The sequence below is a fragment of the Pseudomonas sp. BP11-1-1 genome (genome assembly GCF_052112105.1).
In the GTDB taxonomy this organism is placed as follows: Bacteria; Pseudomonadota; Gammaproteobacteria; order Pseudomonadales; family Pseudomonadaceae; genus Aquipseudomonas; species Aquipseudomonas alvandae.
The window spans coordinates 1-26007 of sequence record NZ_JAUTYU010000024.1; the positions used below are offsets into that span (position 1 = coordinate 1).

Consider the following 26007-nt stretch of genomic DNA (forward strand, 5'->3'; position numbering starts at 1 on the left):
GCAGAATCCCCATGTCAGCCTGGAACTTGATCGGCGAAAACGCCCAGGTCGACACCGCCACAGCCAACGTCATACCCGTCAACAACACCACTTTCCCCGTGAACAGCAGCGCCTGGTAATACGCCTGGGCCAAGGTATCGCCGGCCCGCATCCGAGCCAGGATCACACTCAACACATACAACGCATAATCAACACCAATGCCCACGCCCAGCGCGATGACCGGCAGCGTCGCCACTTTCACCCCCATGCCCAGCCCCACCATCAGCGCCTCGCACAGGATCGACGTGAGCATCAGCGGCAACATCGCGCAAAGGGTCGCGCGCCAGCTGCGGAAGGTCAGCAGACACAACAGACTGACCGCACCGTAGACCCAGAACAGCATCTCGCGCATGGACTTCTTCACGACGATATTGGTCGCCGCTTCGATCCCCGCGCTACCGGCCGCCAGCATGAACTTGACCTCCGGCACCCGGTGCTCGGCGATAAATTGCTCACTGGCCTCCACCACCCGGCTCAAGGTGTCGGCCTTGTGATCGGCCAGGTAGACGTACAGCGACAGCATCGAACAACCCTGGTTGAACAGCTCTCGCGGCGCGCGGGTTTGCACGGCCCCCAGGGCGCCGTCATTGGGGATCAGTTCATACCATTTGAAGTTGCCCTCGTTATAGCCCGCCGTGGCGATCTTGCTCAGCGCCGCCATCGAAGTGGTCGATTCCACTCCGGGCAATTGCTCCAATCGCCAGGCCAGCGCATCGACCGCCGACAGGCTGGCGTAACGGGTGCATTGATCCTCCGGGGTCTTGATCATGACCACGAAGATGTCCGAGCTGGCCGCATAGTTCTGCGTCATGAACAGCGCATCGCGGTTGTAGCGCGAGTCGGCACGCAGCTCCGGCGCGCCAGGGTCCAGGTCGCCGATCTTCAGGTGCAGGCTCACGGCAAAACCAAACGCGGCCAGCAGCAAACCCGTCAACATGGCGGCAACGGCCCAGCGCCGTTGGGTGAACAGATCGAGCGCACGCCACAGTGGATGCTTGATCTGCGCCTGCTGTTCGGTGGTTTCCGCACTCAGGCTGCGTTGGGCCGCCGCCGGACTGACGCCGATGTAGCTGAGCAGGATCGGTAGCAGGATCAGGTTGGTGAAGATCAGCACCGCTACGCCGAGGCTGGCAGTGATCGCCAGGTCCTGGATCACCCGGATGTTGATCAGCAGCAGCACCGCAAAGCCCACCGCATCGCAGAGCAAGGCGGTAATGCCGGCGGCGAACAATCGGCGGAAGGTATAGCGCGCGGCGACCACCCGGTGGGTGCCACGGCCGATGTCCTGCATGATGCCGTTCATCTTCTGCGCGCCATGGCTCATGCCGATGGCGAACACCAGGAACGGCACCAGTGCCGAATATGGGTCCAGCTCATAACCGAGCAAGGCCAGCAGGCCCAGTTGCCAAAGCACGGCGGCCAGCGAACAGATCACCACCACCAAGGTGCTGCGCGCGCAACGTGTGTAGCCAAACAGCACCAGTACCGTCACCAGTACCGCCACCACGAAGAACAACAGGACTTGGGTCATCCCTTCGATCAGGTCGCCGACGATCTTGGTAAACCCGGTGATATGAATCCGCAGGTCAGCGGTTTGATACTTGTCTCGCAGTGCCTCCAGTTGCCGTGAGAACTCGCCATAGTCCAGCGCCTTGCCGGTCTGTGGATTGATCTCCAGCAACGGCACGAAGATCACACTGGACTTGAAGTTGCCGGCGACCAATTGACCCACTTCGCCGGAGCGGGCCACGTTGATCCGCACTTGTTCAAGGCTGGTCGCCGACCCATCGTAGTCATCGGGAATCACCGTGCCGCCGTCCAGCCCCTCTTCCGTCACGGCGGTCCAGCGCGTGGTCGGCGTCCACAGTGATTTCATGTAGGGCCGATCCACCCCCGGCAGCAGGTAGAGTTCGTCGTTGAGCTTGGCCAAGGTGTCGAGGTAGTCCTTGGTGAAGATGCTCCCCTCCCTGACTTCCACAGCGATGCGCAGCGAGTTGCCCAGGCCGCTCAGTTCACTGCGATTCTCGAGGAAATTGGCAACGTAGGGATGCTCGGTGGGAATGGTCTTCTCATAACTGGCGTTGATACCGATGCGCGTGGCTTGCCAACCGAGCACCAGCGTCACCAACAGGCACAGGAGGACCACCAGCGGTCGATGGTTGAAGATCGCTCGCTCGGCGAAGTTGCCCGACGCCCGGTCGAAGTCTTCCTGGCGGCCGATCACGGTTTGGGTTTTGTCGTCTTTCAAGGTTGACTCCTGTTGCGCGAGCCGTGGCTCGATAGCGCTACACCGTGAAGTTTCAAGGTTTGCCGGACGCCCGCGGGTCCTGGTCAGCGGCCACGCCGCTCAAGCCGACGCTGGCCAGGCTGCCGTCGACCGCCTGTTGCACGGCAGCGACAGTGCCACCGCTGCGAACCTGGCGTTTGTCAAAACTGCGGCCCTGGTCATGACTGAAGAGCAGCTCGCCACTCTGGCTGGCCAACAACAGGCTGCCGTCGCGCAGTTCCACGGCAGTCGCCAGAGTCGATTCGAGACCGGTATCAAGACGTCGCCAGCTGTTGCCACGGTCATCGGAGCGCCAGGCATTTCCCCGCAGGCCGTAGGCAATCAAGGCCCCATCACGCGTCGCGAGCAGGCCGAAAAAGCTGCCCTCGTAAGGGGAATTCAGCGCCTGGAATGACTGTCCGGCATTGGTCGAACGCAACAGCAAGCCGCGCTCTCCCACCAGCAACAGATCGTTGCCCTGGGCGCGGATGCCATACAGGTTCAACCCTTGGGGATTGTCGACATGTTGCATCCACGGTTGCCAGCTTCGCCCGCCGTCGTCGGTGCGGTAGATCTGGTTGTAGGCGCCGACGACATAACCGTGCAGGCGGTCGCTGAAGTACAGGTCCAGGAACGGTTTATCCGGTCCGTCCTCGAGCATGTGCCGGGCCTGGGCCAGGTTGCCGGCGCCGCCCGGTTGATGGGCGTCGCGCTCGGCAACGTGCACCGCCAGCGCGATGGCGCGCTCGCCGTCGAGTTGTTTTTGCCAGGTTTCACCGCCGTCCTGGGTATGCAGCACCACCCCCAGGTGACCGACCGCCCAGCCCTGCTCGGCATCGACGAATTGCACCGCCGTCAGGCTGACGCTGACCGGCACCTGGGCCTGGCGCCAACTGACGCCAGTGTCATCCGAAAGCAGCACGATCCCACGCTCGCCGACCGCCACCAGGCGTTCGCCGGCCCGGGTCAGCCCCAGCAATACCGCGCGCTGGGCCTTGGCCGTCGGTATCGCCGGTTGCTGCAGCACGGCCAATGTCGTGGCCTGCGCGACCCAGGGCCCGCTCGCCAACAGGCACAACGCCAAGGCGCAAACGCTCCGTAGCGGATGGCGCCGCGCAAAGATTCTTTCAACGCTCATGTCTTTATCTCGCCTGGAAAATCACAAGCGGCCGCGGCGCATTTGCCGCGACACGGCCGCCACAGGTTCAGCGCATGTTTTCGTTGGCCATGGCGTCCGGCGTGAAATACGACGCAGAAGGCTTGGCGACTTTCTGATACTGAACCGCCAGGTCGTTGCTCGATGAGTTGAGGAAATAGGCCCCGGTGTCGAGGTTGTAGCTGCCCCACATGACCTGTGCGGTCAGGGCCGGCAGGTCTGGCGCCAGCAGCGTCAACGAATACATCTGCCGACCGAGTTTGCCTTGGGCGTCATAACCGTCGGCCATCAGGATCTGCCAGGAGTCTTCGTCGACGTAGTAGGTGCGGCGCGGCACGACATGGCGCTTGCCGGATTTGAGCGTGGCCTCGACCACCCAGACCCGATGTTTCTCCCAGCGCACCAGATCCGGGTTGAGGAAATTCACCCTGACCAGGTCGTCGCTCTTGGCCAATGCGGCGCGGTTATTGTTGTAAGGGACGATCAGTTCTTTCTTGCCCACCAGCTTGAGGTCGTAGCGATCGGTCGGCCCGAACAGCATGAACGCTTCGTCGAACAGGCCGACGCCAGAGGTCACGAAGTCCGGCGTGTCATAGGCAATGTTCGGCGCCCGGCGAACCCGGCGCTGGCCGACCAGGTACTGCCAGGCCGCACGGTTGGCCGGGTCCAGGTCCCAATGGGTCATCAGGCCTTCGCCGGCCTTGGACGACGGCAACTCGGTGAACAGCTTGCCCAGCAGGTACTTGCCCGAATAGTTTTCCGGGCTGCCGCCTTCGACGTAGTAGGGAAACTGGTAGGTGTACTGGGCCCGGGTCGCCTGGACTTTCTTGCCGCCAGCGGTCATCAGCCAGGTATCGAACGGCGAGCTGATGGTGTCGCCGCCCTGCCAGGACAAGCGGTAGTTCCACAACACTTGCGCACCGTTTTCCGGGATTGGGAATGGAATGCCACCGTAGGCGTTGGAGACTTTTTCGCTGTCCACGTCCAGCGTGGCGCGGGTGGCGTTCTTGCCGGTGTTGTCATAGACCCATTGCGGCGCGGCCGCCGACCGATGGGTCGGGTACACGTCGAGGCGATAGTCCGGGTATTTCTTGAGCAACAGCTTGGTGCCTTCGGCCAGCGCACTGGCGTACTGCTCGATGTTCGAGGCCTTGACCGAATACAGCGGTTTTTCCCCGGTGAATGGGTCCGGTCGTTTGTCTCCCGGTTTATAGCCGGGCGCAACCTGGGTGTAGCCGCCCTGCCAGGCCGGAATGCTGCCATCGGCATTGGCGGCACGCTCGGCGCCGAAGGGGGTCAAGTCGGTTTTCAGGCGCGCGGCCTGATCAGGCGCCACCGCCGCCTGCGCCAGGCCCGTGCTGGCCAGCGCCAGGGTCAGGAGACAGGTGTTCAGGAATGTTGTGTTCTGCATGGCGAATCCACCTTATTAGAATGAGGTTTTCACGTAGAGCGAGACGAAGTCGCGGTCGGCCAACGACTGTCCGTAACTGAAATTGCCGTCCTCGCGCAGCCCGGCTTTCGGTGCGCCAAAGAAATTCACGTAGTTGAGGCCGACGTCCCAGCGTTGCAGATAAGTCGCCTTGAGCCCGACGCTCCAGTCGCCGGAGTGGGTATTGCCGAAGCCGGACTTGTTGACCGCCGAGGAGCGCCCATCAAGCACGATCCCCATCCCGATCGGCACGGTCAGGTCGATCCCATCGATGATCTGGAAGTACGCCGGCTCCATCAGGACCCGGAGCGCCGTGGCATCGCGGGTGGTGTTGGAGTCCAGCGCGGCCGCGTTTTCAGTCACGCTCAAGGTGCGGTTCCACGCCAGTTCAGCCAGGGCCGAGCCGCCGTCCCAGAACGCGGTGGGCGACAGCAAGTAAATCGCCGACAGGTTGGCGTGAGCGGTCTTGCCCCTGGCAAACAACGCGTTGTCGCCACCATCGGCTTCGACGCCGGGAGCCACCACTTGCAGGTTGCTCACCAGCGGCGCGTTCCAGCGCACCGAGGTTTCACCGGCGAAGTTGAACGGGCCGTAGGCCGTGGAGAAGCTCATGCCAGCGGTCTTGATGTCTTCGGCATAGACCTGCCGGTAGGACCCCAGGATCGGCAATCCGCTGGCCGCCGCTGCCGGGCCGTCCAAATAGGCGTACAAGCCGATTGGCGCTTTGTCATGGTACTGGGCCGCGTAGAAACCCAGTTCCAACTCAGTGCCGCTCGGTTTGAAGCGGATCTGCATACCGCCCTGCCCCGAGTTACGCGGTTTCAGGTCGCCGCCATTCACCGTGTCGTTGCCGAACACTTCGCGCAGCGGACCACTGCCGTAGCCGATGGGATCGGCATCGCTCAGGTAGCTGCCGGCGCCGGGCAGGTTGGAACGTTCCCATTCGAACTGATAGTAGGCGCCCACCGACAACTGCGGGTTGATCTGCAACTGCCCGGAGATCTGATTGACCGGCCGCAGGATTTCCTTGAATTGTGTGCCCGGCACGCTGAGCAACTTGACCACATCGGTCGGCCCCTGGGCATTGGCGATGCCGTTGCCGCCGTAGAACAGGCTTTCGCCATAGATCAGGCTGTGTCGGCCCAGGCGCGCGACGCCTTGGGAGTCTTCGCCCAGATCGCCACGCAAGAACACGAAGGCGTCGAGGATTTCCGCGTCGCGACCATGAAGCTTGCGGGTTTCGCTGAGGAAATGCGGTTGTTCGCGACTGTCGGTGTCCTGGTTGTAGATGTCGTCGTACCAGGCCGCGCCGCTCACCCGCAGCCCGTAGTTTTGCCGGCTGAGGTCCATTTCGGAAAACAGGTCCAGGCGGTTGGAGACCAGCCCACTGCTGAAATTCTTGTCGCCCTGGCTCTGGATCGACGGGTACAGGCCGTTGGCGGTGGGCGCGTTGGTCAAGCGACTGTCCTGCCCATGCAGGCGCCAGGCCTGGCTGTACTTGATGGTGTTGTCCCAACGCAGTTTCCAGTCGGAATCGCCCAGGTCCATTTGCATGGCCTCGACCGTCTCGACCATCACACCCGCGCTGCATAACGCCAGGAACAGGGCGCACTGCTTGAAACCAAGGCAATCTTTGACGTTATCCATGGAGGCTTCTCATTATTGTTATTTTCGGATAGCGGCTTGCGCCGCGTGCTACGGATAAGCCCTTCAGATGTAGGTGGATGCCAATCCTCCATCGACCGGCAAGTTGACGCCGTTGATCCAGCGCGATTCGTCGGCACACAGGAAGGCGATCACCGCCGCCACCTCATCGGCGTAGGCAGGACGTTTCATGCGATGGGCATCGGCCTGGGTCCGGGCCTCCCCAAGCATGCTCACGAAGTCATCGAGAATGGGGGTGAAGACCGGGCCTGGCGCGACGCTGTTCATGCGCACCGAATGTTCGAGGAACCAGGGCTGGGCCTGCACATAGGTCCAGACAATCAAGGCTTCCTTGAAGTACTGGTAGCAGGTCGGGGCCGGCACCGGATGCTCGGCCAGCCAGGCTTGCCCGGCGGCGAAACCTTCAAGGCGGGCCAGCGCCTTGTGCTGTTCCAGGCGCAATGGCCATTCGGCACCCAGGATCGAGGCGATGTTGACGATGCTGCCGCCCGCGTTGATGCGCGGCAGCAACGCTTGGCTCAAGTGACGCAAGCCGAGGTAGTTGACCCGCGCCAACAGTTGCGGATTGGCGGTGCCCGGCACCCCGGCAATGTTGCAGAGGCTGTCGAACCGCGCGGGGAGCTGCGGCAGCAGCCTGTCGATGTGCTCGGCGCTGCTCAAATCGCCCTGCACAAAACCATCCAGGGTCATGTGCGGCGCCTTGAGGTCGACGCCGATCACCTGGGCGCCCTGGGCTCGCAGCAGGCTCGCCGTGGCGGCGCCGATGCCCGACGAGACGCCGGTTACCAGCACAATCTTGTTGTCGAGTTTCATGTTGAGTCCTCTTGTTATTGTTGTCTGCTCGCAGGGCCTTCAGCTCATCCGCCCCGATACAACCGGCTTGTCAGAACGGGTAGATCGGCGCCTTGTCCTTGACTGTCACCCACTGCCATTGGGTGTACTCATCCCAGTCCGCCGGACCGCCCACATTGCCGCCATTGCCCGAGGCGCCGCGGCCGCCGAACGGGTTGATGCACTCATCGGCGACGGTCTGGTCATTGATGTGCAACAGGCCGCACTGCAAGCGCTCACCGATCGCCATGGCCCGGCCCACCGACGGTGAAATGACCGCCGCCGCCAAGCCGTACTCGGTGCGATTGGCTAATTCGATGGCTTCGTCATCGGTGGCGAAGCTGACCACCGTTGCCACAGGCCCGAAGACTTCTTCGTCGAAGGCGCGCATGCCGGGCTTCACGCCGCTGAGCACGGTGGCCTCATAGAACAGCCGATCGTGATTGCCACCGGTTTCCAGCCGCGCCCCGGCGCGCACGCTGTCGCTGACGATGTCATGGACCCGTTGCAACTGGCGTTGATTGATCAGCGGTCCCAATGCTGCTTCGCCCTGGGCGGCGTTGCCGACGGTCAAGGCCTGGGCCTTTTCCACGAGCTTGCGGGTCAGCTCTGCAGCGATGGACTCATGGGCGAGGATCAAGCCGGTGGCCATGCAAATCTGGCCTTGGTGCAGCCAGGCGCCCCAGGCCGCGTTACGGGCCGCAAGGTCGAGGTCGGCGTCTTCCAGAATGATCAGCGGGTTCTTGCCGCCCAGCTCCAGCGCGACTTTCTTCAGGTTGCGCCCGGCCACTTCAGCGACCTTGCGACCGGCACCGGTGGAACCGGTAAACGCGATCATGCGCACGTTGGGATCACGACACAGCGCCTCACCGGCGTCCGCCGCCCCGGGCAACACCTGCAGCAAGCCTTTGGGCAAGCCTGCGGCTTCGAACAACCGGGCGATAAGGAAACCGCCACTCACCGGGGTCTGCGGGTCCGGCTTGAGCACCACCGCGTTGCCCGCCGCCAGGGCCGGCGCGACAGAACGCATGGACAGCACCAGGGGAAAGTTGAAGGGCGAAATCACCCCGACCACGCCATGTGGCTGGCGACGCGCATAAGACAAGCGCCCGGCTTCGCTGGGCAGCACCACCCCGTGGGCCTGGGACAACATGCCCGCTGCCTGATGCAGCAACACGATCGCTTCGCGTACCTCATGCTGCCCCTTGAACAGCGCCGCGCCGGTTTCCCGGGCGACGTACAGCGCCAGTTCGTCAAAGGCCTGCTCGGCCACGTCGGCGGCCTTGCGGAAGATCGCCGCGCGTTGCCGCGGGCCCAGTGCCGCCCATGCCGGTTGGGCCAAGGCAGCATCGCGACTGGCCTTGGCTATGTCGGCGGTGTCGGCGGTGGCGCTGTACATCAGCCGCTCACCGGTGGCCGGTTCGATGATTGAACGCATAGGGCCCGACGCCTTCACCCAATCACCGTTGAAGACACATTCCGACTCGATCACCTGGGACAGCAGTTGGCTTTTGGATGCAGACATTTAAAACTCCCGGCTCTTTGTTGTTGTCATCGTTTGCCGCACCTGGAAGGTATCGAGGCAAACGCCGTACGGGTGCCTGAGCAAGCGCTGTGCCGGTTTGTGCCAGGGCGCTGGATAAACCTGGCGCAAGGCTCTGGCCTGGGGATCTCCGCCTGATGCGGCGCGGATGGGTCATTCGGCAATCTGGCCGTTGGCCAGCCACTGCTTGTTCATTTGATAAAGTTATGCTTAATAACTATCTCGCCAGGTGATCATTTCGATCACCCCGCCATCAGGGGCATAACAATGAACAATCCCCACTGTCCGCTGCCGGATCACCGCTTCGCCGCCGAACCGTTTCGCCCCCGAGGCGACAGCAACTCGCTGGACGACAGCAGCTCGCCCACCCCGGCGGAGTTGGCGGACTGCCTGTTCTTTTCTCCTGACGACGGGCGCATCTGGCTCAACGACCAGCGCATGTTGCTGCTGCACAGCTCGTCGTTCGGCGCCTTGCGCCGGGAAATCATCGGGCGCCAGGGGCTGGAGCAGGCGCGTGGCATGCTCACCCGAACGGGCTACACCTCTGGCGCGCGGGACGCCCGGCTGATTCGCGAGCGCTGGCCACGGGCCGATGCCGCCGCCGTGTTTCGCGCCGGCACGCACCTGCATACGCTGGAGGGCATGACCAAGGTCGAACCCCTGCACTTCAAGTTCGATGCGGACTCGGGGTTCTATGAAGGCGAATTTCTCTGGCACCACTCCTGCGAGGCCGACGAGCATGTCGCCGCCTTCGGCACCGGGCAGGATCCGGTGTGTTGGACTGAGTTGGGCTATGCCATCGGTTTCGTCAGTGGCTTGTTTGGGCAACTGGTGATCTTTCGCGAAGTGGAATGCCGGGGCATGGGGCATGAGCGCTGCCGGGTCGTTGGCAAGACCGCCGAGCAATGGGGCGACATCGAGCGCGACCTGAGTTACCTCAACGCGTCGCAACCGGCGGTGGCCCTGGAGCCGGGCGCACGGACCGAGGGTGTCGCCAGCAGTGTCCCGCTGCCGGACAGCGAACAGCCCTTGATCGGCGCGAGTGCGACATTCAATGCCGCGACCCAGGCCCTGCAGCGAGTGGCCCTGACCCCCGCCACCGTCCTGGTCAGCGGCGAGTCCGGGGTGGGCAAGGAAATGTTCGCGCGCCAACTGCACCAACTGAGCCGGCGCCGCGACGGTCCGTTCATCGCACTCAACTGTGCGGCCATCCCGGACAACCTGATCGAAGCCGAACTGTTCGGCGTCGAGCGCGGTGCCTACACCGGGGCCACCCATTCTCGTCCCGGTCGGTTCGAGCGGGCCAACGGCGGCACGTTGTTCCTCGATGAGATCACCTGCCTGAGCCTGGCTGGCCAAGGCAAGCTGCTGCGCGCATTGCAAGAACGGGAAATCGAGCGAGTCGGCGGTGGACATGGGATCAAGGTCGATGTGCGGGTCGTCGCGGCAACCAACATCGACATGCGCAAAGCCGTGGCGCAGGGTGATTTTCGTGAAGACCTGTTCTACCGGCTCAACGTCTACCCCATCGCCCTGCCGCCTCTACGCGAACGCCGCGATGATGTCCCGCTGCTGATCAATGCCTTCCTCAAGCGATTTTGCCTGGAATATGGCCGTACGCCCGTGGGCCTGACCATGCGCGCCTTGAAGACGCTGCTGCGCTATGACTTCCCGGGCAACGTGCGGGAACTGCAGAACCTTATCGAGCGTGGCCTGATTGCCAGCGAAGAAGGCCAGGCCATCGACCTGGTGCACCTGTTTCGCGATGAGCGACTGCCCGTGGACGCGTATTCGGTCGATGGCAACGGCGGGCTCTCGCCACCGGCCAAGGCAGCGAGCGATGGCACGACCGGAACATCGCTGCTGCAGTCCCTACGCCAATCGGGAGCGGATTTCAGCATTGATGGCCTGGAATCACGCCTGATCAACGAAGCCTTGCAGATGAGCGATGGCAACCTCGCCGCGGCCGCCCGGTCGTTGGGGCTGAGCCGGGCGCAGTTCGCCTATCGGTTGAAAAAGCATCAGCTCGTGAGCGATGAATGAGCCAAGTCCAGGCATGTGGCGAGGGCGCTTGCTCCCTCGCCACGGATTTTGTTGAGGCTCAGTCCGTCGTGCCCGCCGCCATGACGCTACGGCGATAGTCGCTGGGCGTCTGGTTCGTTTCGATGCGGAAGTGCCGATTGAAGTTGGACAGGTTGTTGTAGCCGACTTCAAAACAGATGTCAGTCACGGCCATTTCACTGTGGGACAGCAATCGACAGGCACGCTGGACGCGGAGCTTGCGCATCAGGTCGATGAATCCGTGACCGGTGATGCGTTTGAAAAATCGTGAGAAGCCAGGTTCGCTCATGCCCAGTTGCCGGGCGATCACCGACACTCGAAGGTCGCCGGTGAGCTCGGCTTGCAGGTATTCGAAGGCTTTCTGGATGCGCGCCGAGCTGCGGGCATCCAGGGCAGGCGCATAGCACGGGCTTGCCAGGCATTGGACCTCGCGCTCGCTGGCGCGGCCAAGGGTATCGAGCAGTTCGAAAAACAATGCCAGGCGCGCCAGCCCCTGGGCCGGTCCGATCGCTTCGAGCAGGTACGCCGCCTGGCGCGCTGTGTCGCCGCTGAAGGCCAGCCCTCGCCGGGCGCGCTCGAATAACCTGTGCAGATCACCCAGTTCCGGCAGCGTCTGACGCATCGACATCAGCGTGGCACCGTCGAACTGCAACACCACGTCGCGCCCAGCCAGGCACTCGCCCGGCGCCAGGTCCCCCATCCAGTCGTGGGGCAAATCCGGACCGATCATCGCCACATGGCCGGGGCCGAAGGGCCCGATGTAGTCACCTGCCAGGAGCCTGCCGCTGCCGTGGCGAATCAAGTGGATCTCGAATTCCGGGTGATGGTTCCAGCGCGCCATCGCGTAGGGATAGTCATGCTCGTACCAGCGAAAGCTGTGTTCGGGCTCGGGCAGGATGACTTCCAGTTCGGCCGGTCGCTGGTCGTACAGGAGCGTTCGGTGATCAGGCATGTCGCGCCTCTTTATCGTTATAGGCGGCACCTTACGTCGATCGCACAGCGGTACGCCAGCCTTGAACCGACCGGCCACTGATACTTTTTTAACAGTGCCCGCCGAGGTTAAAAAAGTACCTGCAGTCGATCCTTTTCGCATTTGTCGGCCTTTGACGGCGCTGATGTAATCGGCTTGCCATGGACGGCTGGCAGGTCGGTCCTGCCTCCATGGCTTTCCAACAATAATAATCCTGCGCCCAGGCGCAGCTCTGGAGAAACCCATGAAAATGCTGCGCAAGGCGCTCGTCATGTCCGCGGGGCTGTCCTTCGCCCTGGCCGGCCACGCCGCCGAAACCATCACCATCGCCACCGTCAACAATGCCGACATGATTCGCATGCAAAGGCTTTCGAAAGCATTCGAGGCCGAGCATCCGGACATCAAGCTGAATTGGGTGGTGCTCGAAGAAAATGTCCTGCGCCAACGCCTGACCACCGATATCGCCACCCAGGGCGGGCAATTCGACGTATTGACCATCGGCACCTACGAAACCCCGCTATGGGGCGCCAAGCAATGGCTCGAACCGATGACCAACCTGCCCGCCGCCTATGACCTGGAAGACATATTTCCTTCGGTGCGCCAGGGGCTTTCAGTCAACGGCACCCTTTACGCCCTGCCCTTTTACGGCGAAAGCACCGTTACCTACTACCGCACCGATCTCTTCAAGCAGGCCGGGCTCAGCATGCCCGGGCACCCCACGTGGGGCCAGCTTGGCGAATACGCGGCCAAGCTTCATCAGCCCGACAAGGATCAGTACGGCCTGTGCCTTCGCGGCAAGGCCGGCTGGGGCGAGAACATCGCCTTGCTCAGTACCCTGGCCAACACGTTCGGGGCTCGTTGGTTCGATGAGCAGTGGAAGCCGCAATTCGATAGCCCGGAATGGAAGGCCGCCGCGAGCTTTTACGTCGATACGCTAAAGAAATATGGACCGCCGGGGCTGACCAGCAATGGTTTCAACGAAACCCTGGCGTTGTTCAACAGCGGCAAGTGCGCCATTTGGGTCGATGCAAGCGTCGCCGGCTCGTTCATCACCGACACCAGCCAGAGCAAGGTGGCCGACCGCGTCGGCTTCGCCGCGGCTCCTACGCAAGTGACAGACAAAGGCGCGTCCTGGCTGTACGCATGGTCGCTGGCAATTCCAACCAGCTCCCGCCACAAGGACGCCGCCAAGTCTTTCGTCACTTGGGCCACCTCCAAAGACTACGTGCAATTGGTTGCCAAAGAGGATGGCATCAGCAACGTGCCACCCGGCACTCGTACCTCCACGTACAACGACGCCTACCTGGACGCCGCGCCCTTTGCGCGAATCACGCTGCAAATGATGCAGAAAGCCGACCCGGCGCACCCCACGGCCAAGCCAGTGCCTTACGTGGGCATCCAGTACGTGACCATTCCCGAGTTCCAGGCCATTGGTACATCGGTTGGCAAGCTGTTTACCGCCGCGCTCACTGGCCAGATATCCGTGGAACAAGCCCTGGCGTCGGCGCAATCGAGCACCGAACGGGAAATGAAACGGGCCGGATACCCAAAGAAATAATGGCATGGCCATTCCCGTGGCGAGGGAGCTTGCTCCCTCACCACAACGGTTCACAGACACACTTTTTTTATTCAGGACAGGATCTCCCCCATGAAACGACTGCAAGGAAAAAGCGCGCTGGTCACCGGTGCTGCCCGTGGCATTGGCAAGGCGTTCGCCCAGGCCTATGTCGATGAAGGCGCCACTGTGGCGATCGCCGATATCGACCTGGATCGGGCCCGGGAGACTGCCGCTGAATTGGGCGACAGCGCCTATGCCGTCAGGATGGACGTGACCGATCAGGCATCAATCGACCAGGCCATCGATTCCGTCGTGGCCCGGGCAGGCAAGTTGGACATCTTGATCAACAATGCGGCGCTGTTCGACCTGGCGCCCATCGTCGAGATCACCCGGGAGAGCTACGAGCGGCTGTTCTCCATCAACGTCGCCGGCGCACTGTTCACGCTGCAAGCCGCCGCCCGCCAGATGATCCGCCAGGGCCACGGCGGCCGGATCATCAACATGGCGAGCCAGGCCGGCCGCCGTGGCGAGGCCCTGGTGGCGGTCTACTGTGCCTCCAAGGCTGCCGTGATCAGCGTGACCCAATCCGCCGGGCTGGATTTGATCAAGCATCGGATCAATGTCAACGCCATTGCGCCAGGGGTGGTGGACGGTGAGCACTGGGACGGCGTCGACGCAATGTTCGCCCGTCATGAAAACCTGCCCTTGGGCGAAAAGAAGCGTCAGGTCGGGCAACAGGTGCCTTATGGCCGGATGGGCACCGCGCAGGATCTGGTTGGCATGGCGATTTTCCTGGCTTCGGCCGACAGCGAATATGTGGTAGCCCAGACCTATAACGTCGACGGCGGTAACTGGATGAGCTGACGATCCTGAAGTTTTATGGCCTTGAGACGACGAAAATGGACCTATCCGCCTGAAAATTGATCCCACTACTTGAGGATCATCCCGAACGGTACCCAACGGTGCCGTTCCAAGGGATTTCAAGAGAGCGTGAATACCGTTGCCCCAGCCGGGCAAAAATTGCGCATCATAGGCGCCGTCCGCTCAAGGGAGATTTACATGCGTGCCATTTTTTCCGTCATGCGTCTTGCCGCGCTGTCGCTGGGACTGGCCTTTGCCGCCAATGCCGCAGCCACCGAAGAGACGCAACTGGTCGAGTCCATCAATCTTTACCGCAGCCAATCCCAAAGCTGCGCGGGCCAGGCTTCCCTGGAGCTGCCGCCGCTGGCAATGGATTCACGGTTGATCCTGTCGGCCAATGGCATCGGCGATTTGCAGCAAGCGTTGGCGCGGGCGGCCTATCCGATGGTCAACGTGCAGGCCATCAGCCTGTCCGGTCCTCGGGACGCCCAGGCTGCGATGAAGGCTGTACAGGAAAGTTTTTGCCAAGTCGTGCTGGACCCGCAGTTCGTGGACATCGGCGTGAGTCGACTGGACCGGGAATGGCGCATCGTGCTGGCTCGCCCACTGTTGTCGGCGCGCCTCGGGGATTGGCAGGCCGAAGGCCAGAAACTGCTCAAGCTGATCAATAGCGCCCGCGCGCAGCCACGCCGCTGCGGCACCGAAGCGTTCGCCGCCACGACTCCGCTGGCCTGGAACGCCGATCTGGCCCTGGCTGCGGTGAATCACACCCGCGCCATGGCCAACAACAATTTCTTCGACCACAAGGACCGCGATGGGCGCATGCCGGGCGATCGCGCCGAACTGGCCGGTTACCTGGCGCAGGTCATCGGCGAAAACATCGCAGCCGGGCAGGACACGGCGTTGAAGGTGGTGGACGGCTGGCTGGCGAGCCCGGGGCACTGCGCCAACTTGATGAATCCGCAATTTCGCGAGTTGGGGGCCGGGTATGCGATGGACCCGAAGAGCGATGCGGGGATTTATTGGACGGCGATGTTTGGTACTCAGTAGTTATGTTGACCGTGCTTTCGCCATCGCGAGCAAGCTAGCTCCCACAAAGGGATGCCGCAATCAGTGTGGGAGCGAGCTTGCTCGCGATGGCAGCGCATCGGGTCTTACTCCTGCCGCAATACCCGCCGCACATGCCCCATGAACTGGCTTAACGACGGTGACGGGGCCACCGGCTTGCGCTGCAGCAAGCCAATCGAGCGTTTTGTCGGTTGATCAATGGCAGTGACCGCGCACTGCTCACCGATGTTGAACACCGCCGTGCAACTGGCCGGCAACAAGGAAAACCCCAGCCCCTCGCGGACCAGCGCCGTGGCCGTGCTCATGTGCGCCACTTCCCAGGCGGGGAACGGATCGACATTCATATAACGCAACGCCGCGTCGGCCAACGGCCGGATGCTGGTGTCCGGCGTCAGGGCGATATAGGGCTGCTGTTTCCAGTCGCGGTGATGATCCTTGTGGCTGAGCAGGACCAGGTTGTCATCCAGCAGGCGCTCGAAGCTCAAGCCAGACAAGTCGTCCGGCAACGAACTGATGCCGGCGTCCACCTCGCCGCGCTGCACCCAACCCATGATTTCCCCGGCGCGACCATCCAGAAGATGCACCTTCACGCCTGGGTGCTCACGCTGGAACGAGGCGATAACCAGCGGCAGGAATGAAGCGGCGGCGGTCGGCAGCGCCGCCAGCCGGAGCGTGCCACGGCTCAAGCTGAGAGTGTCGCGGGCATCGCGCACGGCGTCGTCCATGTCCCGCAGCATGCGCCGGGCCTGGGGCAGGAAATGCTCACCGGCGGGCGTCAACTCGACGCTGCGGGTGTTACGCGCGAGCAACTGCAAACCCATGCTCTCTTCCAGTTTGCGGATGCTGTAGCTCAGCGCCGGCTGGGACAGGTGCAGTTGCTCGGCCGTGCGGGTAAAACTGGAGGTTTCAGCGATCAGGATGAAGGCGCGAAGCTGGCGGAAGGAGACGTTCATGACCCGCTCATAAAATTAATGGATCAATTGATTCTACCTTTAAAATTCACAGAACAATCCAGCGTCTCCACTATAGGGCCACCCTTCAGTGGAAAACGGACATGACAAAAACAATTCTCGTCGGGTGTGGCGCCGGTTTCGCCAATGACCGGCCTGACGCCGCCCTGCGCCTGGCCCAGGACCTGGCACAACGCAGCGGCCAACGCTACATCATGCTGGAGCTGTTGGCGGAACGGACCCTGGCCGAGGCGCAATTGCGCAAGCGTCTCGACCCGCAGGCCGGTTATTCCGCCCGATTGTTCGATTTTCTCGAGCCCATGCTGGACCTGTGCATCGAAGCCGGCATCCCGATCATCACCAACGGCGGCGCCGCCAATCCTAGGGCTGCCGCCCAGCGATTGCGCCACGCCCTGGCGGGTCGTTTCCCTGGGCTGAAGATCGCTTGCGTGCTGGGTGACGACCTCTTGGACGAAACACCTGCGCGCTACGCACGATGGCTGTCGTCCGATCCGCAGGAACAGCCTGTATCCGTAAACGTCTACACCGGCGCCGACGGTATCGTCCAGGCGTTGACCGACGGTGCCGGCATCGTCCTGTGCGGCCGTGTCGCCGACCCCTCGCTGGCCGTCGGTGCGATCCGCCACGGGTTGGGTTGGAAAGCCGACGATTGGCAGAAAATCGCGGTAGCGACGGCGGCTGGACACTTGCTGGAGTGCTGTACCCAGGTCACCGGTGGCTATTTTGCCCACCCCGGCATGAAAGACATTCCAGACCCGGCGAATCTCGGTTGTCCGATTGCCGAGATCCACGAGGACGGCCGCTTGATCATCGGCAAGACCCGCGACAGCGGCGGCCGGGTCAGCGAGCAGACTGTGAAGGAGCAGCTTCTTTACGAAGTCCACGACCCACGACGCTACCTGACGCCGGACGTTGTACTGGACCTTGGCGAAGCCCGCGTGCAGGACCTGGGCGAAGACCGTGTCGAGATCAACGGCCTGCTCGGCCATCCGCGCCCCGAGACCCTGAAAGGCTTGGCAGGCGTGCGCGGCCTGTGGTTTGGCGAGGCGGAAATATCCTATGCCGGCCCCGGCGCCTTGGCGCGTGCGGCCCTGGCGCGAGAAATTCTGCTGGAACGTTTCGACCGATTGGCGCCAGGCCTGCAGCCCTGGATCGATATTTCCGGCGTCGCCAGCCTGTTCAACGACCAGGGCGGTCGCTATCTGCAACAGCAACTCGCCCAGGCTCCGGCCCTGGAGGATGTGCGCGTACGCATCGGCCTGACCCACACCGACCGACCGCTGGTAGAAACGCTGTTGGCCGAGGTGGAATCGCTCTACACCAACGGGCCGGCAGGCGGCGGTGGCGTGCGACGGCATCTCGTCGAGGCCGTCACCACACGAAGTTTCCTGCTGCCGCGCGATGAAATCCACACGACCCTGGAGTGGTACTGATGAACCTCGTCACCCTTGCCGATTTCGCTCACGCCCGTGCTGGCGACAAAGGCAACATCCTCAGTATCGCGGTGTTTCCCCACGACGCGGCCCACTACGCCTGGTTGCTGCAGACGCTGACCTGCGAGCGGGTCGCCGAGCAATTCGCGACGCGACAACCCTCCAGGGTGCACCGCTATGAACTGCCGAACCTGAACGCGCTGAACTTCGTCCTCGAGGATGCCCTGGAGGGCGGCGTGAACCGCAGTTGCGGCCTGGACCGCCACGGCAAGAGCCTGAGTTACCTGCTGTTGGCCTTGCGCCTGCCCGGCCCGACGGACTGACCGAATCCAGTGCCTGCGAACCATCCGACAACAATAAAAAGAGAGGCTGCAACATGATTACAACCCTGGGTTTCCTGATGATGCTCGCCATCATCGGCTTGATATTGCTGCGCCGGATCAGCCCGGTGGTGGCGTTCACCACCCTCCCCGTGATCGTCTGCCTGCTCGCCGGCTTCAATCTTGGGCAGATCGGCGAGTTCATAAAGGCCGGCCTGATCACCGTGGCCCCGACCGCCGCGCTGTTCCTGTTTGCCATCTTGTTCTTCGGCATCATGCGTGACCGGGGATTGTTCGATCCGCTGGTCAACCTGCTGATCCGCAGCACCGGCGGCAAGCCGCTGGCCGTGGCGTTGGTGACGGTTTTGGTGACGTCCGTGGTGCATCTCGACGGCGTTGGCGCCGCCACGTTCCTGCTGACTATCCCGGCGCTGCTGCCCTTGTACAAACGCCTGAACATGAGCCCGGCAATGTTGCTGTGCCTGGTGGGTACCACGGCCGGCGTCATCAACATGGTGCCTTGGGGCGGCACGACCGCCCGCGCCGCCGCCGTGTCAGGCCTGGATGCCACCGCGCTGTGGCTGGGCTTGCTGCCGGTGCAGATGGTGGGCCTGGCGTGCATGCTCGGGGTGGCGACGGTATTGGGCTTGCGCGCCCAGCGTCGCCAACCGATGTCGCTGGGGGCGGCCGCGACGTGTGATGTAGACGACCTGCAAACCCAAGGCCGCGAGTTCACGCTCTCTCCCCGGGAACTGCGCTACTGGCTGAACGTGGCCCTGACCGGCGGCATCCTGGTGTGCCTGTTCACCGGCATTTTCCCTTTGTATGCGTGTTTCATGGTCGGACTGGGCATCGCCCTGCCCTTGAACTTCCCATCCCTGGACGCCCAGGCCGAACGCCTCAAGGCCCACGCGTCCGATGCGCTGCAAATGGTCCTGGTGATGATGGCCGCCGCCGTCCTGCTGGGAGTCCTCTCCGGCGCGAAGATGTCCGACGGCATGGCCTTGGCGCTGATCGATATCCTGCCCGCAGGTTCTGCCCAATACCTGCACGTGATCGTCGGTTTCTTCGGTGTGCCCCTGGGCATGATCTTTTCGCCGGACGCCTATTACTTCGCGCTCCTGCCGGTGATCAAGGATGTGGCCGCCGCGGCCGGCGTTCCCCTTGAAGCCGTCGCCCGGGCCATGTTGATCGGCGAAAACACCGGATTCTCCATCAGCCCGGTGGTCCCCAGTGTGTACCTGGCCCTGGCGCTGTCCGGCGTGGAACTGCGCAAGCACATGGCCTATACGTTTTTCTGGGCCTGGGGCGTCAGTCTGGTGATGCTCGTTTTCGCCGTGGCAACGGGTGCGGTACAAGTCTGAGCGTCAAGGGTGGGCCTGGAAGATCAACGACCGATGCACCCCCGAGCCCGCCCTCACCCCATCGCCAACGGCCAGCGCGACCGAGCCGAACGGCATCGCTGCGTCGCCACAGGCAAACACCCCGGGAACGCTGGTCTCCCGGGTCATCGGGTCGGTCTGGATGAACGCCCCGAGCGGGCCTTCTTCAAAGTTGCAACCCAGGGACGCGGCGAGTGAACTGGCAACGCGGGTACGCGGCAAGACAAACAGGCCATCAATGGCGATCACCCGCCCGTCCACCAACACCACGTTGGCCCGTTCGCCCTCAATACGTTCGACGCGTTCCGGCACCAGGGTTACACCACGTTGCGCCAGGCTTTGCCGTTGCTCAAGGTCGGGCTCGAATACGCCATTGGTGAAAAAAGTGGTCGGCCCCCAGTCGGGCAGCATCAGGGCATGGTGCAACGACATCGGCGACGTCGCCAGCACACCGATCGGTCCCTGCTCCAACTCATAGCCGTGGCAGTACGGACAATGAAAGACACTTTTCCCCCAGCGCTCCGTCAGCCCTGGCACATCGGGCAATTCATCGATCACGCCGGTGGCGAGCAACAGGCGTTTGGCACTGTAGCGTTGCCCGTGGGCAGTCTCCATGACGAATCCGTCTGCGTCCCGGACGGCGTGGATCGCGCTATCCGACGCCCATTCCACGGTTGGATAATCCATAAGCTGTGCGCGGGCGTCGTTGACAATGTCACCTGGAGCGCGACCGTCCTGTCCGAGAAACCCATGGGAAGTCGCGGCAAACCGGTTGCGACGCTGACCGGCGTCGATCACCAGCACTTTTTGGCGGGCGCGGGCCAACTGAAGACCTGCGGACAGGCCGGCGTAGCTGCCGCCAGCGATGATGATGTCGTGTTCCATGGGGACGATCTCCTGTTTTGGGGTTTTCTCGAAACATCGTATGTTTCTTGAAAAGTGCCTGTCAACAGTCTCGTAACTTTTGCGATTACAGGCGATACTCGGCGCAGATTTCCTTCGGACCCGCCCATGAGAAACGACACCCGCCTATCGCGCATGCTGCACGTCCTGATTCATATGGATCGCCATCAGCAATCGGCCACCTCCGACACCCTCGCCCAAATGCTGGGCACCAACCCGGTGGTGGTGCGGCGAACCATGGCGTTGCTCAAGGAACAGGGTTACGTCACTTCGGAAAAAGGCCATCGCGGTGGCTGGAGCCTGGCTAAACCGTTGGCCGAGATGACGCTGCTGGACATTCATCAGGCGTTGGGCAGCACGTCGATCTTTGCCATCGGCCTGTCCACCGATCATCCGCAATGCCTGGTGGAACAGGCGGTGAATGCGGCGCTGACGGATGCGTTCGATGAGGCCCAGGCGTTGTTGCTCAAGCGTCTGGGCAGCATTACGTTGGCGCAGTTGGCGGAAGACTTTGATGCGCGGTTTCGGGGTGAGCCCAAGGCCGAGCCTCACCTCTAATCCCTGTGGGAGCGGGCTTGCCCGCGAAGGCTTTGGCACATCCAACATTATCTATTCAGGTGAATCGCATTCGCGAGCAGGCTCGCTCCCACAGGGGGGTAGTCCGGGGCACAAAAAAAACGCCGCTCATTTTGAGCGGCGTTTTTGTACCTGACCGGATAGCGTCCGGTTTACAGCGCCATGTCAGCCGCTGGATTGGCTTCCCGAGCAGCAGCCGGCTTGGCCGGGGCTACAGGGGCCACCGCCTTGCCGATGGCCGGTGGTGGGTCCAGTTGCAGGACTTCGCTGGTGTAGGCCCATTCCTGCGCGACACGCTCCGGGCTGTCATTCAGCTTGGTGCCGTAGCTCGGTACGATCTGGCGAAGTTTTTCCTGCCAGGCCGGGGTGGCTACCTTGTCCTTGAAGACCTTCTCAAGCACCGTCAGCATGATCGGTGCGGCAGTCGAAGCGCCTGGGGAAGCACCCAGCAGGCCAGCGATGCTGCCGTCCTGGGAAGCGACGACTTCGGTGCCGAGTTTCAGCACGCCGCCCTTCTCTTCGTCACGCTTGATGATCTGCACACGCTGGCCGGCTTGCCACAGGCGCCAGTCTTCCTGCTTGGCGTCCGGGAAGTACTCCTTCAGCGCGTTGAAGCGGTCTTCGTCCGACAGCATCAGTTGGCCGGCCAGGTATTCCACCAGCGGGTACTGTTCGATACCGACCTTGGTCATCGGCCACACGTTGTGGGTCGTGGTGCTGGTCAGCAGGTCAAAGTACGAACCGTTCTTCAGGAACTTGGTGGAGAACGTGGCGAACGGGCCAAACAGGATCACGCGCTTGCCGTCCAGCACGCGAGTGTCCAGGTGTGGAACCGACATCGGCGGTGCACCCACCGAAGCCTTGCCGTAGGCCTTCGCCAGGTGCATCTGGGCAACGGTCGGGTTTTCGGTCACCAGGAACGAACCACCCACCGGGAAACCGGCGTATTCACGGGCTTCCGGAATGTCCGACTTCTGCAGCAGGTGCAGCGCGCCGCCACCGGCACCGATGAAGACGAACTTGGCATCGGTCTCGGTTTCGGTACCGTCTTTCAGGTTCTTGTACGAAACGCGCCAGGAGCCGTCTTCGTTGCGGGTGATGTCTTCCACTTCGCTGGACAGCTTGAGGGAGAAGTTCGGCTTGGATTGCAGGTAAGCCGCGAACTGGCGTGTGATTTCGCCGAAGTTCACGTCGGTACCCAGCGGGCTCCAGGTCGCCGCGACTTTCTGGCTCGGGTCACGCCCTTGCATCATCAGCGGAACCCACTTGCTGATCTGCGCCGGGTCTTCGGAGTACTGCATGCCGGCGAACAGCGGGCTGGCCTGGAGTGCGTCGTAGCGCTTCTTCAGGAACGCGATGTTGTCGTCGCCCCACAGGAAACTCATGTGTGGCGTGGAGTTGATGAACGAGCGCGGGTTCTTCAGCACGCCGTTCTTGACCTGCCAGGACCAGAACTGACGGGAGATCTGGAACGCTTCGTTGATCTCGATCGCCTTGGAGATATCGACCTTGCCGTTCTTGTCTTCCGGCGTGTAGTTCAGCTCGGCCAGTGCAGAGTGACCGGTACCGGCGTTGTTCCAGCCGTTGGAGCTTTCTTCGGCAACACCGTCCAGGCGCTCGACCATTTCCATGGTCCAGCCCGGCTCCAGCTCATTGAGCCAGACACCGAGGGTCGAACTCATGATGCCGCCACCGATGAGCAAGACATCGACTTTTTTCGGCTCGGCGGCGTGCGTGGTCGCAAGACCCATCGCCATCGCCAGGCCTAGCAGCGCCGTGTGTGTTTTCTTCAACATGTGTGTATCCCTAGGATAAAACGCCATTCCGTCCCACAGTCCCGTTCAAGAATAGACCTCGCCCAATGCCAGGTCGGCGGACGGGTATCGAATGGACTGGAGGAAGGACCTACAGGGGCCGAGCGAATCGGCCTCGCATTTATGTCTCTCCGGCGCTGACTTCTTGTAGGTCTTGGCTTCAGCTGGGTGAGGGACACTGCAAAACGGTCTAGATCGGGCCTGCCGTGGCCGTGCCCGATTGTCGCAGCGGGGGGAGTTTACAGAATGAACCAAACAGACCGAAGCGCATTTTTGCATTCCTGACAAAAACGCCGACAAAAGAACCTTGGGAGCGAGCCTGCTCGCGAAGGCGGCGTGTCAGCCGGATCTCATCGGTTGACCTGACATCTTCGCGAGCAGGCTCGCTCCCACAGAGGGCTATGCAAGGCTTGGCTAGCCGAGCAACTGGCTCAACACTGCCCGCAACTTGCCTGGTTTGACCGGTTTGTTCAGCAGCGGCGCGTTCAGTTTGCGCAGGGCGCGGCGGCACTGGTCGCTGCGGTCGGCGGTGATGATCACGGCGGGAATTGCCTGCTGGAAATGCTCGCGCAGATGCTTGACCACCTCGCAGCCGACCACCCCATGATCGAGATGGAAATCCGCCAGGATCAGTTCAGGGGCGCGGCCTTGCAGGGCGTCGAAGGCGGCCGCTGCATCGGTGGCGGTCAACACCTCGCAGCCCCACTGTTCCAGTAGCGCCGCCATGCTTTGCAGGATGCTCACTTCGTTGTCGATGACCAGCAGCCGGCGTCCCGGCAGCGGATTACCGGCCACTGCCTGCACCGGAACCTGGGACATGGGCAGCGGCCGTTCGGCGGACAGCGGCACGTTGATGCTGAACACCGAACCGCGTCCAGGCCGGGAGCGCACCTGCACCCGATAGCCGAGGATATGGGCGATGCGTTCGACGATCGCCAGCCCCAGGCCGACGCCCTTGCGATCCGCCGCCCGTCCCACGTCCAGTTGATTGAATTCGAGGAAAATCGACTCCAGGCAATCGGCGGCGATGCCGCGTCCCGTATCCCAGACTTCCAGGCTCAGGTGCCCTCCCCGCCGCCGCGCCGCCAGGAGAATGCCGCCCTGGTCAGTATAACGACAGGCATTGCTCAACAGATTGCGCAGGATGCGGGTCATCAGCCGCAGGTCGGTCAGCACCGCTTCGTCGCCGAACCGCACGCGCAGTTCCAGGCCAGCGGCACCGGCCACCGACTGGAATTCGGACACCAGCGGCGCCAACAACTCATCCAACCGATAAGGCGCGAGGTCTGGCTTGACGGCGGCCTGATCCAACCGGGAAATATCCAGCAGGTCGGCGAGCAGGTCTTCAGCGCCTTCGAGCGCCTGGTGCGTGCGCTCCACCAGCACGTGCTCGGCATTGGGCAGTTGTCGCTCGCGCAAGGTCGCGATCAGCAACCGCGCGGCGTTGAGGGGTTGCAACAGGTCATGGCTGGCGGCGGCCAGGTATTTATCCTTGCTGCGGTTGGCCGCTTGGGCTGCGTCCCGGGCATCGCGCAACTGTTGCTCGACCAGTTTGCGCTGGGCGATCTGCTGCTGCAGGTTGTGGTTGGCCTCCAGCAGCGCATCGGTGCGCTCGGCCACCCGCTGTTCCAGTTGATCGTTGAGCTGTTGCAAGCGTTGCCGGGCCTGCTCCAGCTCATCGAGACGCGCCGCCAGTTCCGGATAATGACTCTTGCGTGTCGAGTGGTTGCCCAGCCCCAGCAATCCGGCCAGGGCTTTTTGCTGCTCGTCAGAGGGCTTCGCCATAGACGACCTCGACATCCCGCTGGCTCGACTCCCGAGGGTTGGTAAGAATGCACGGGTCATGCATCGCATGTTGCGACAGGAATGGAATGTCCGAGGTACTCACACCGTGCAGCCCCAGGGTCTCGTGGAAACCGATGGTGCGCTTGAGGGCGATCAGGTGCTCCACCAGCCGGGTGCGGATCTGCCGATGGTTGAGCCCACGGCAATCGATGCCAAGGGTCTCGGCGATCACTTTGAAGCGGTCCGGCGCCGAGGTGTAGTTGAACGCTACCACGTGTTCCACCAGCACCGCGTTGCACAAGCCGTGAGGCAGGTCGAGAAAACCGCCCAGGCTGTGGGACATGGCGTGCACCGCACCGAGGATCGCGTTGGAGAACGCAAGCCCGGCCTGCATGCTGCCGAGCATGATCTTTTCCCGCAGGGCGACGTCCGCCGGATTGGCAATCATCTGCACCAGGTTGTTGTTGATCAGGCGCATCGCTTCCAGCGCGTGGGGATCGGTCAACGGTCCGTGGCCGGTGGAGACGAACGCCTCGATCGCATGCACCAACGCATCGATGCCGGTACAGGCCGACAGGAACGGGTCCATGCTCAAGGTCGTTTCCGGGTCGATCAACGACACGTCCGGCACGGCTGCCTTGCTGACGATGGAAAACTTCATGCGCTCTTGCTGGTTGGAGATGATGACGAACTGCGACACATCGGCAGAAGTGCCGGCCGTGGTGGGAATCAGGATCAGCGGCGGACTGGGCACATGCAGCGTGTCCACGCCTTCGAATTCAAGGATGTTGCGGCCATGGGCGACCACGATCCCGATCGCCTTGCCGCAGTCCATGGGGCTGCCGCCGCCAACCGCGACGATCACGTCGCAATGGTTCTCGCGGTAGGTTTCGGCACCGAGCATGACTTCCTCGACCCGAGGATTGGGCGAGACGTCGCTGTAGATGCAGTAGTCGATGCCCTGGGCTTGCAGGCTGGTCTCGACGTCGCCGACCCAACCGGCGGCGATCACCCCGGGATCGGTGACCACCAGCACCTTGCGGGCGCCGAAAGTCTTGGCGTAGTTGCCAACGTTGTGCCGACAGCCGGCACCGAACATGATTTCAGGGGAAACGAACTTGCGCAGGGGGCTGAGGCTCATCTTTTCAGTTGCGGGGCTCATGGGTAAGCCTGTTGTTATTGTCGAGGGATACGTTGAGCCTAAAGCATCCCGCCGTTAATGCAATCCGACCAATGGGTAGCCCGGCCTGAACGCTTCAAGCCGGGCCAGGCACTCATCGGTTGGCGAAGTACATCGTCACTTCAAAGCCAATACGCAGGTCGGTGTACGCGGGTTTAGTCCACATGGGTCTTTCCTCTTCTTGTACCGGGCGATT

21 protein-coding genes are annotated in these 26007 nt (G+C 62.5%); 8 read left to right on the forward strand and 13 right to left on the reverse strand.

Annotation, left to right across the window (positions count from 1 at the left end; translation table 11 throughout):
- The 6 genes from Q7C33_RS26350 to Q7C33_RS26375 all read right to left on the reverse strand — a co-directional run.
- Positions 1-2287 (reverse strand): efflux RND transporter permease subunit (locus Q7C33_RS26350; protein ID WP_407684392.1); only part of this gene is annotated, 2287 nt, incomplete at its 3' end.
- 52 nt (positions 2288-2339) lie between these two features.
- Entirely contained in the window at positions 2340-3443 is a 1104-nt protein-coding gene (locus Q7C33_RS26355) for a WD40/YVTN/BNR-like repeat-containing protein (protein ID WP_407684393.1), read from the reverse strand.
- A 67-nt stretch (positions 3444-3510) separates the two neighbouring features.
- Positions 3511-4872, reverse strand: coding sequence for a DUF1329 domain-containing protein (locus tag Q7C33_RS26360; protein ID WP_407684394.1), 1362 nt, complete (start codon positions 4870-4872; stop codon positions 3511-3513).
- 15 nt (positions 4873-4887) lie between these two features.
- The gene (locus Q7C33_RS26365) at positions 4888-6537 is read right to left on the reverse strand and encodes a DUF1302 domain-containing protein (protein ID WP_407684395.1); all 1650 of its coding nucleotides are present in this window, start codon (positions 6535-6537) and stop codon (positions 4888-4890) included.
- Positions 6538-6600: 63 nt separating this feature from the next.
- Positions 6601-7368, reverse strand: a complete 768-nt coding sequence (locus Q7C33_RS26370) for a coniferyl-alcohol dehydrogenase (protein ID WP_407684396.1) — start codon at positions 7366-7368, stop codon at positions 6601-6603.
- A 70-nt stretch (positions 7369-7438) separates the two neighbouring features.
- The gene (locus Q7C33_RS26375; protein ID WP_407684397.1) at positions 7439-8911 is read right to left on the reverse strand and encodes a benzaldehyde dehydrogenase; all 1473 of its coding nucleotides are present in this window, start codon (positions 8909-8911) and stop codon (positions 7439-7441) included.
- A gap of 285 nt (positions 8912-9196) precedes the next feature.
- On the opposite strand from Q7C33_RS26375, the gene Q7C33_RS26380 reads away from it, so the two are divergent.
- Positions 9197-10972, forward strand: a complete 1776-nt coding sequence (locus tag Q7C33_RS26380; RefSeq protein WP_407684398.1) for a sigma 54-interacting transcriptional regulator — start codon at positions 9197-9199, stop codon at positions 10970-10972.
- A 58-nt stretch (positions 10973-11030) separates the two neighbouring features.
- Here Q7C33_RS26380 and Q7C33_RS26385 read toward each other — a convergent pair whose 3' ends face one another.
- Positions 11031-11942: an AraC family transcriptional regulator gene (locus Q7C33_RS26385; protein WP_030138931.1), complete on the reverse strand. Its 912-nt coding sequence runs from the start codon at positions 11940-11942 to the stop codon at positions 11031-11033.
- Positions 11943-12204: 262 nt separating this feature from the next.
- Here Q7C33_RS26385 and Q7C33_RS26390 point away from each other — a divergent pair, with 262 nt between their 5' ends.
- The 3 genes from Q7C33_RS26390 to Q7C33_RS26400 all read left to right on the forward strand — a co-directional run bounded on the left by Q7C33_RS26390 (position 12205) and on the right by Q7C33_RS26400 (position 15429).
- Entirely contained in the window at positions 12205-13518 is a 1314-nt protein-coding gene (locus Q7C33_RS26390) for an ABC transporter substrate-binding protein (protein WP_407684399.1), read from the forward strand.
- Positions 13519-13608: 90 nt separating this feature from the next.
- Positions 13609-14382, forward strand: coding sequence for an L-iditol 2-dehydrogenase (locus tag Q7C33_RS26395; RefSeq protein WP_030138933.1), 774 nt, complete (start codon positions 13609-13611; stop codon positions 14380-14382).
- Between the two features lie 195 nt (positions 14383-14577).
- Positions 14578-15429, forward strand: a complete 852-nt coding sequence (locus tag Q7C33_RS26400; protein WP_030138934.1) for a CAP domain-containing protein — start codon at positions 14578-14580, stop codon at positions 15427-15429.
- A gap of 104 nt (positions 15430-15533) precedes the next feature.
- On the opposite strand, the gene Q7C33_RS26405 is transcribed toward Q7C33_RS26400, so the two are convergent.
- Positions 15534-16400: a LysR family transcriptional regulator gene (locus tag Q7C33_RS26405; protein WP_407684400.1), complete on the reverse strand. Its 867-nt coding sequence runs from the start codon at positions 16398-16400 to the stop codon at positions 15534-15536.
- A gap of 101 nt (positions 16401-16501) precedes the next feature.
- Between Q7C33_RS26405 and Q7C33_RS26410 the strand changes: the two genes are divergently transcribed.
- From Q7C33_RS26410 to Q7C33_RS26420, 3 genes are read left to right on the forward strand one after another with little or no spacing between them, the layout of a single operon-like run.
- Positions 16502-17851, forward strand: a complete 1350-nt coding sequence (locus tag Q7C33_RS26410; protein ID WP_407684401.1) for an acyclic terpene utilization AtuA family protein — start codon at positions 16502-16504, stop codon at positions 17849-17851.
- Positions 17851-18174 carry an AtuA-related protein gene (locus tag Q7C33_RS26415; protein ID WP_264429888.1) on the forward strand — a complete coding sequence of 108 codons (324 nt, stop codon included), beginning with the start codon at positions 17851-17853 and terminating at the stop codon, positions 18172-18174. The genes Q7C33_RS26410 and Q7C33_RS26415 overlap by 1 nt, the downstream gene beginning before the upstream one ends.
- A gap of 53 nt (positions 18175-18227) precedes the next feature.
- A complete protein-coding gene (locus Q7C33_RS26420; RefSeq protein ID WP_407684402.1) occupies positions 18228-19535 on the forward strand; it encodes a CitMHS family transporter in 1308 nt (435 codons plus the stop codon).
- A 3-nt stretch (positions 19536-19538) separates the two neighbouring features.
- Here Q7C33_RS26420 and Q7C33_RS26425 read toward each other — a convergent pair whose 3' ends face one another.
- Positions 19539-20438, reverse strand: coding sequence for an NAD(P)/FAD-dependent oxidoreductase (locus tag Q7C33_RS26425; protein WP_217859511.1), 900 nt, complete (start codon positions 20436-20438; stop codon positions 19539-19541).
- Positions 20439-20564: 126 nt separating this feature from the next.
- Between Q7C33_RS26425 and Q7C33_RS26430 the strand changes: the two genes are divergently transcribed.
- Positions 20565-21014 (forward strand): Rrf2 family transcriptional regulator, encoded by a 450-nt coding sequence (locus Q7C33_RS26430; RefSeq protein ID WP_030138940.1) that lies wholly within the window; start codon positions 20565-20567, stop codon positions 21012-21014.
- Between the two features lie 170 nt (positions 21015-21184).
- Here the strand turns inward: Q7C33_RS26430 and mqo are convergent, their stop codons facing one another.
- The 4 genes from mqo to pqqA all read right to left on the reverse strand — a co-directional run bounded on the left by mqo (position 21185) and on the right by pqqA (position 25977).
- Positions 21185-22828: a malate dehydrogenase (quinone) gene (gene mqo / locus Q7C33_RS26435; protein ID WP_030138941.1), complete on the reverse strand. Its 1644-nt coding sequence runs from the start codon at positions 22826-22828 to the stop codon at positions 21185-21187.
- Positions 22829-23260: 432 nt separating this feature from the next.
- The gene (locus Q7C33_RS26440; RefSeq protein ID WP_407684403.1) at positions 23261-24631 is read right to left on the reverse strand and encodes an ATP-binding response regulator; all 1371 of its coding nucleotides are present in this window, start codon (positions 24629-24631) and stop codon (positions 23261-23263) included.
- Positions 24615-25772, reverse strand: coding sequence for an alcohol dehydrogenase-like regulatory protein ErcA (gene ercA, locus Q7C33_RS26445; RefSeq protein WP_030138943.1), 1158 nt, complete (start codon positions 25770-25772; stop codon positions 24615-24617). The genes Q7C33_RS26440 and ercA overlap by 17 nt, the downstream gene beginning before the upstream one ends.
- Before the next feature lie 133 nt (positions 25773-25905).
- Positions 25906-25977, reverse strand: a complete 72-nt coding sequence (gene pqqA / locus Q7C33_RS26450) for a pyrroloquinoline quinone precursor peptide PqqA (protein WP_003243383.1) — start codon at positions 25975-25977, stop codon at positions 25906-25908.
- Positions 25978-26007 lie beyond the last annotated feature (30 nt).

Bases quoted from the DNA above. Each gene is read 5' to 3' on its own strand.
- Q7C33_RS26365 (WP_407684395.1), bottom strand. From the start codon at position 6,537: ATGGATAACGTCAAAGATTGCCTTGGTTTCAAGCAGTGCGCCCTGTTC.
- Q7C33_RS26400 (WP_030138934.1), top strand. From the start codon at position 14,578: ATGCGTGCCATTTTTTCCGTCATGCGTCTTGCCGCGCTGTCGCTGGGA.
- Q7C33_RS26360 (WP_407684394.1), bottom strand. From the start codon at position 4,872: ATGCAGAACACAACATTCCTGAACACCTGTCTCCTGACCCTGGCGCTG.
- Q7C33_RS26375 (WP_407684397.1), bottom strand. From the start codon at position 8,911: ATGTCTGCATCCAAAAGCCAACTGCTGTCCCAGGTGATCGAGTCGGAA.
- Q7C33_RS26380 (WP_407684398.1), top strand. From the start codon at position 9,197: ATGAACAATCCCCACTGTCCGCTGCCGGATCACCGCTTCGCCGCCGAA.
- Q7C33_RS26430 (WP_030138940.1), top strand. From the start codon at position 20,565: ATGAGAAACGACACCCGCCTATCGCGCATGCTGCACGTCCTGATTCAT.
- mqo (WP_030138941.1), bottom strand. From the start codon at position 22,828: ATGTTGAAGAAAACACACACGGCGCTGCTAGGCCTGGCGATGGCGATG.
- Q7C33_RS26415 (WP_264429888.1), top strand. From the start codon at position 17,851: ATGAACCTCGTCACCCTTGCCGATTTCGCTCACGCCCGTGCTGGCGAC.
- Q7C33_RS26370 (WP_407684396.1), bottom strand. From the start codon at position 7,368: ATGAAACTCGACAACAAGATTGTGCTGGTAACCGGCGTCTCGTCGGGC.
- Q7C33_RS26410 (WP_407684401.1), top strand. From the start codon at position 16,502: ATGACAAAAACAATTCTCGTCGGGTGTGGCGCCGGTTTCGCCAATGAC.
- Q7C33_RS26405 (WP_407684400.1), bottom strand. From the start codon at position 16,400: ATGAACGTCTCCTTCCGCCAGCTTCGCGCCTTCATCCTGATCGCTGAA.
- Q7C33_RS26385 (WP_030138931.1), bottom strand. From the start codon at position 11,942: ATGCCTGATCACCGAACGCTCCTGTACGACCAGCGACCGGCCGAACTG.
- Q7C33_RS26440 (WP_407684403.1), bottom strand. From the start codon at position 24,631: ATGGCGAAGCCCTCTGACGAGCAGCAAAAAGCCCTGGCCGGATTGCTG.
- Q7C33_RS26355 (WP_407684393.1), bottom strand. From the start codon at position 3,443: ATGAGCGTTGAAAGAATCTTTGCGCGGCGCCATCCGCTACGGAGCGTT.
- ercA (WP_030138943.1), bottom strand. From the start codon at position 25,772: ATGAGCCTCAGCCCCCTGCGCAAGTTCGTTTCCCCTGAAATCATGTTC.
- Q7C33_RS26390 (WP_407684399.1), top strand. From the start codon at position 12,205: ATGAAAATGCTGCGCAAGGCGCTCGTCATGTCCGCGGGGCTGTCCTTC.
- Q7C33_RS26425 (WP_217859511.1), bottom strand. From the start codon at position 20,438: ATGGAACACGACATCATCATCGCTGGCGGCAGCTACGCCGGCCTGTCC.
- Q7C33_RS26420 (WP_407684402.1), top strand. From the start codon at position 18,228: ATGATTACAACCCTGGGTTTCCTGATGATGCTCGCCATCATCGGCTTG.
- Q7C33_RS26395 (WP_030138933.1), top strand. From the start codon at position 13,609: ATGAAACGACTGCAAGGAAAAAGCGCGCTGGTCACCGGTGCTGCCCGT.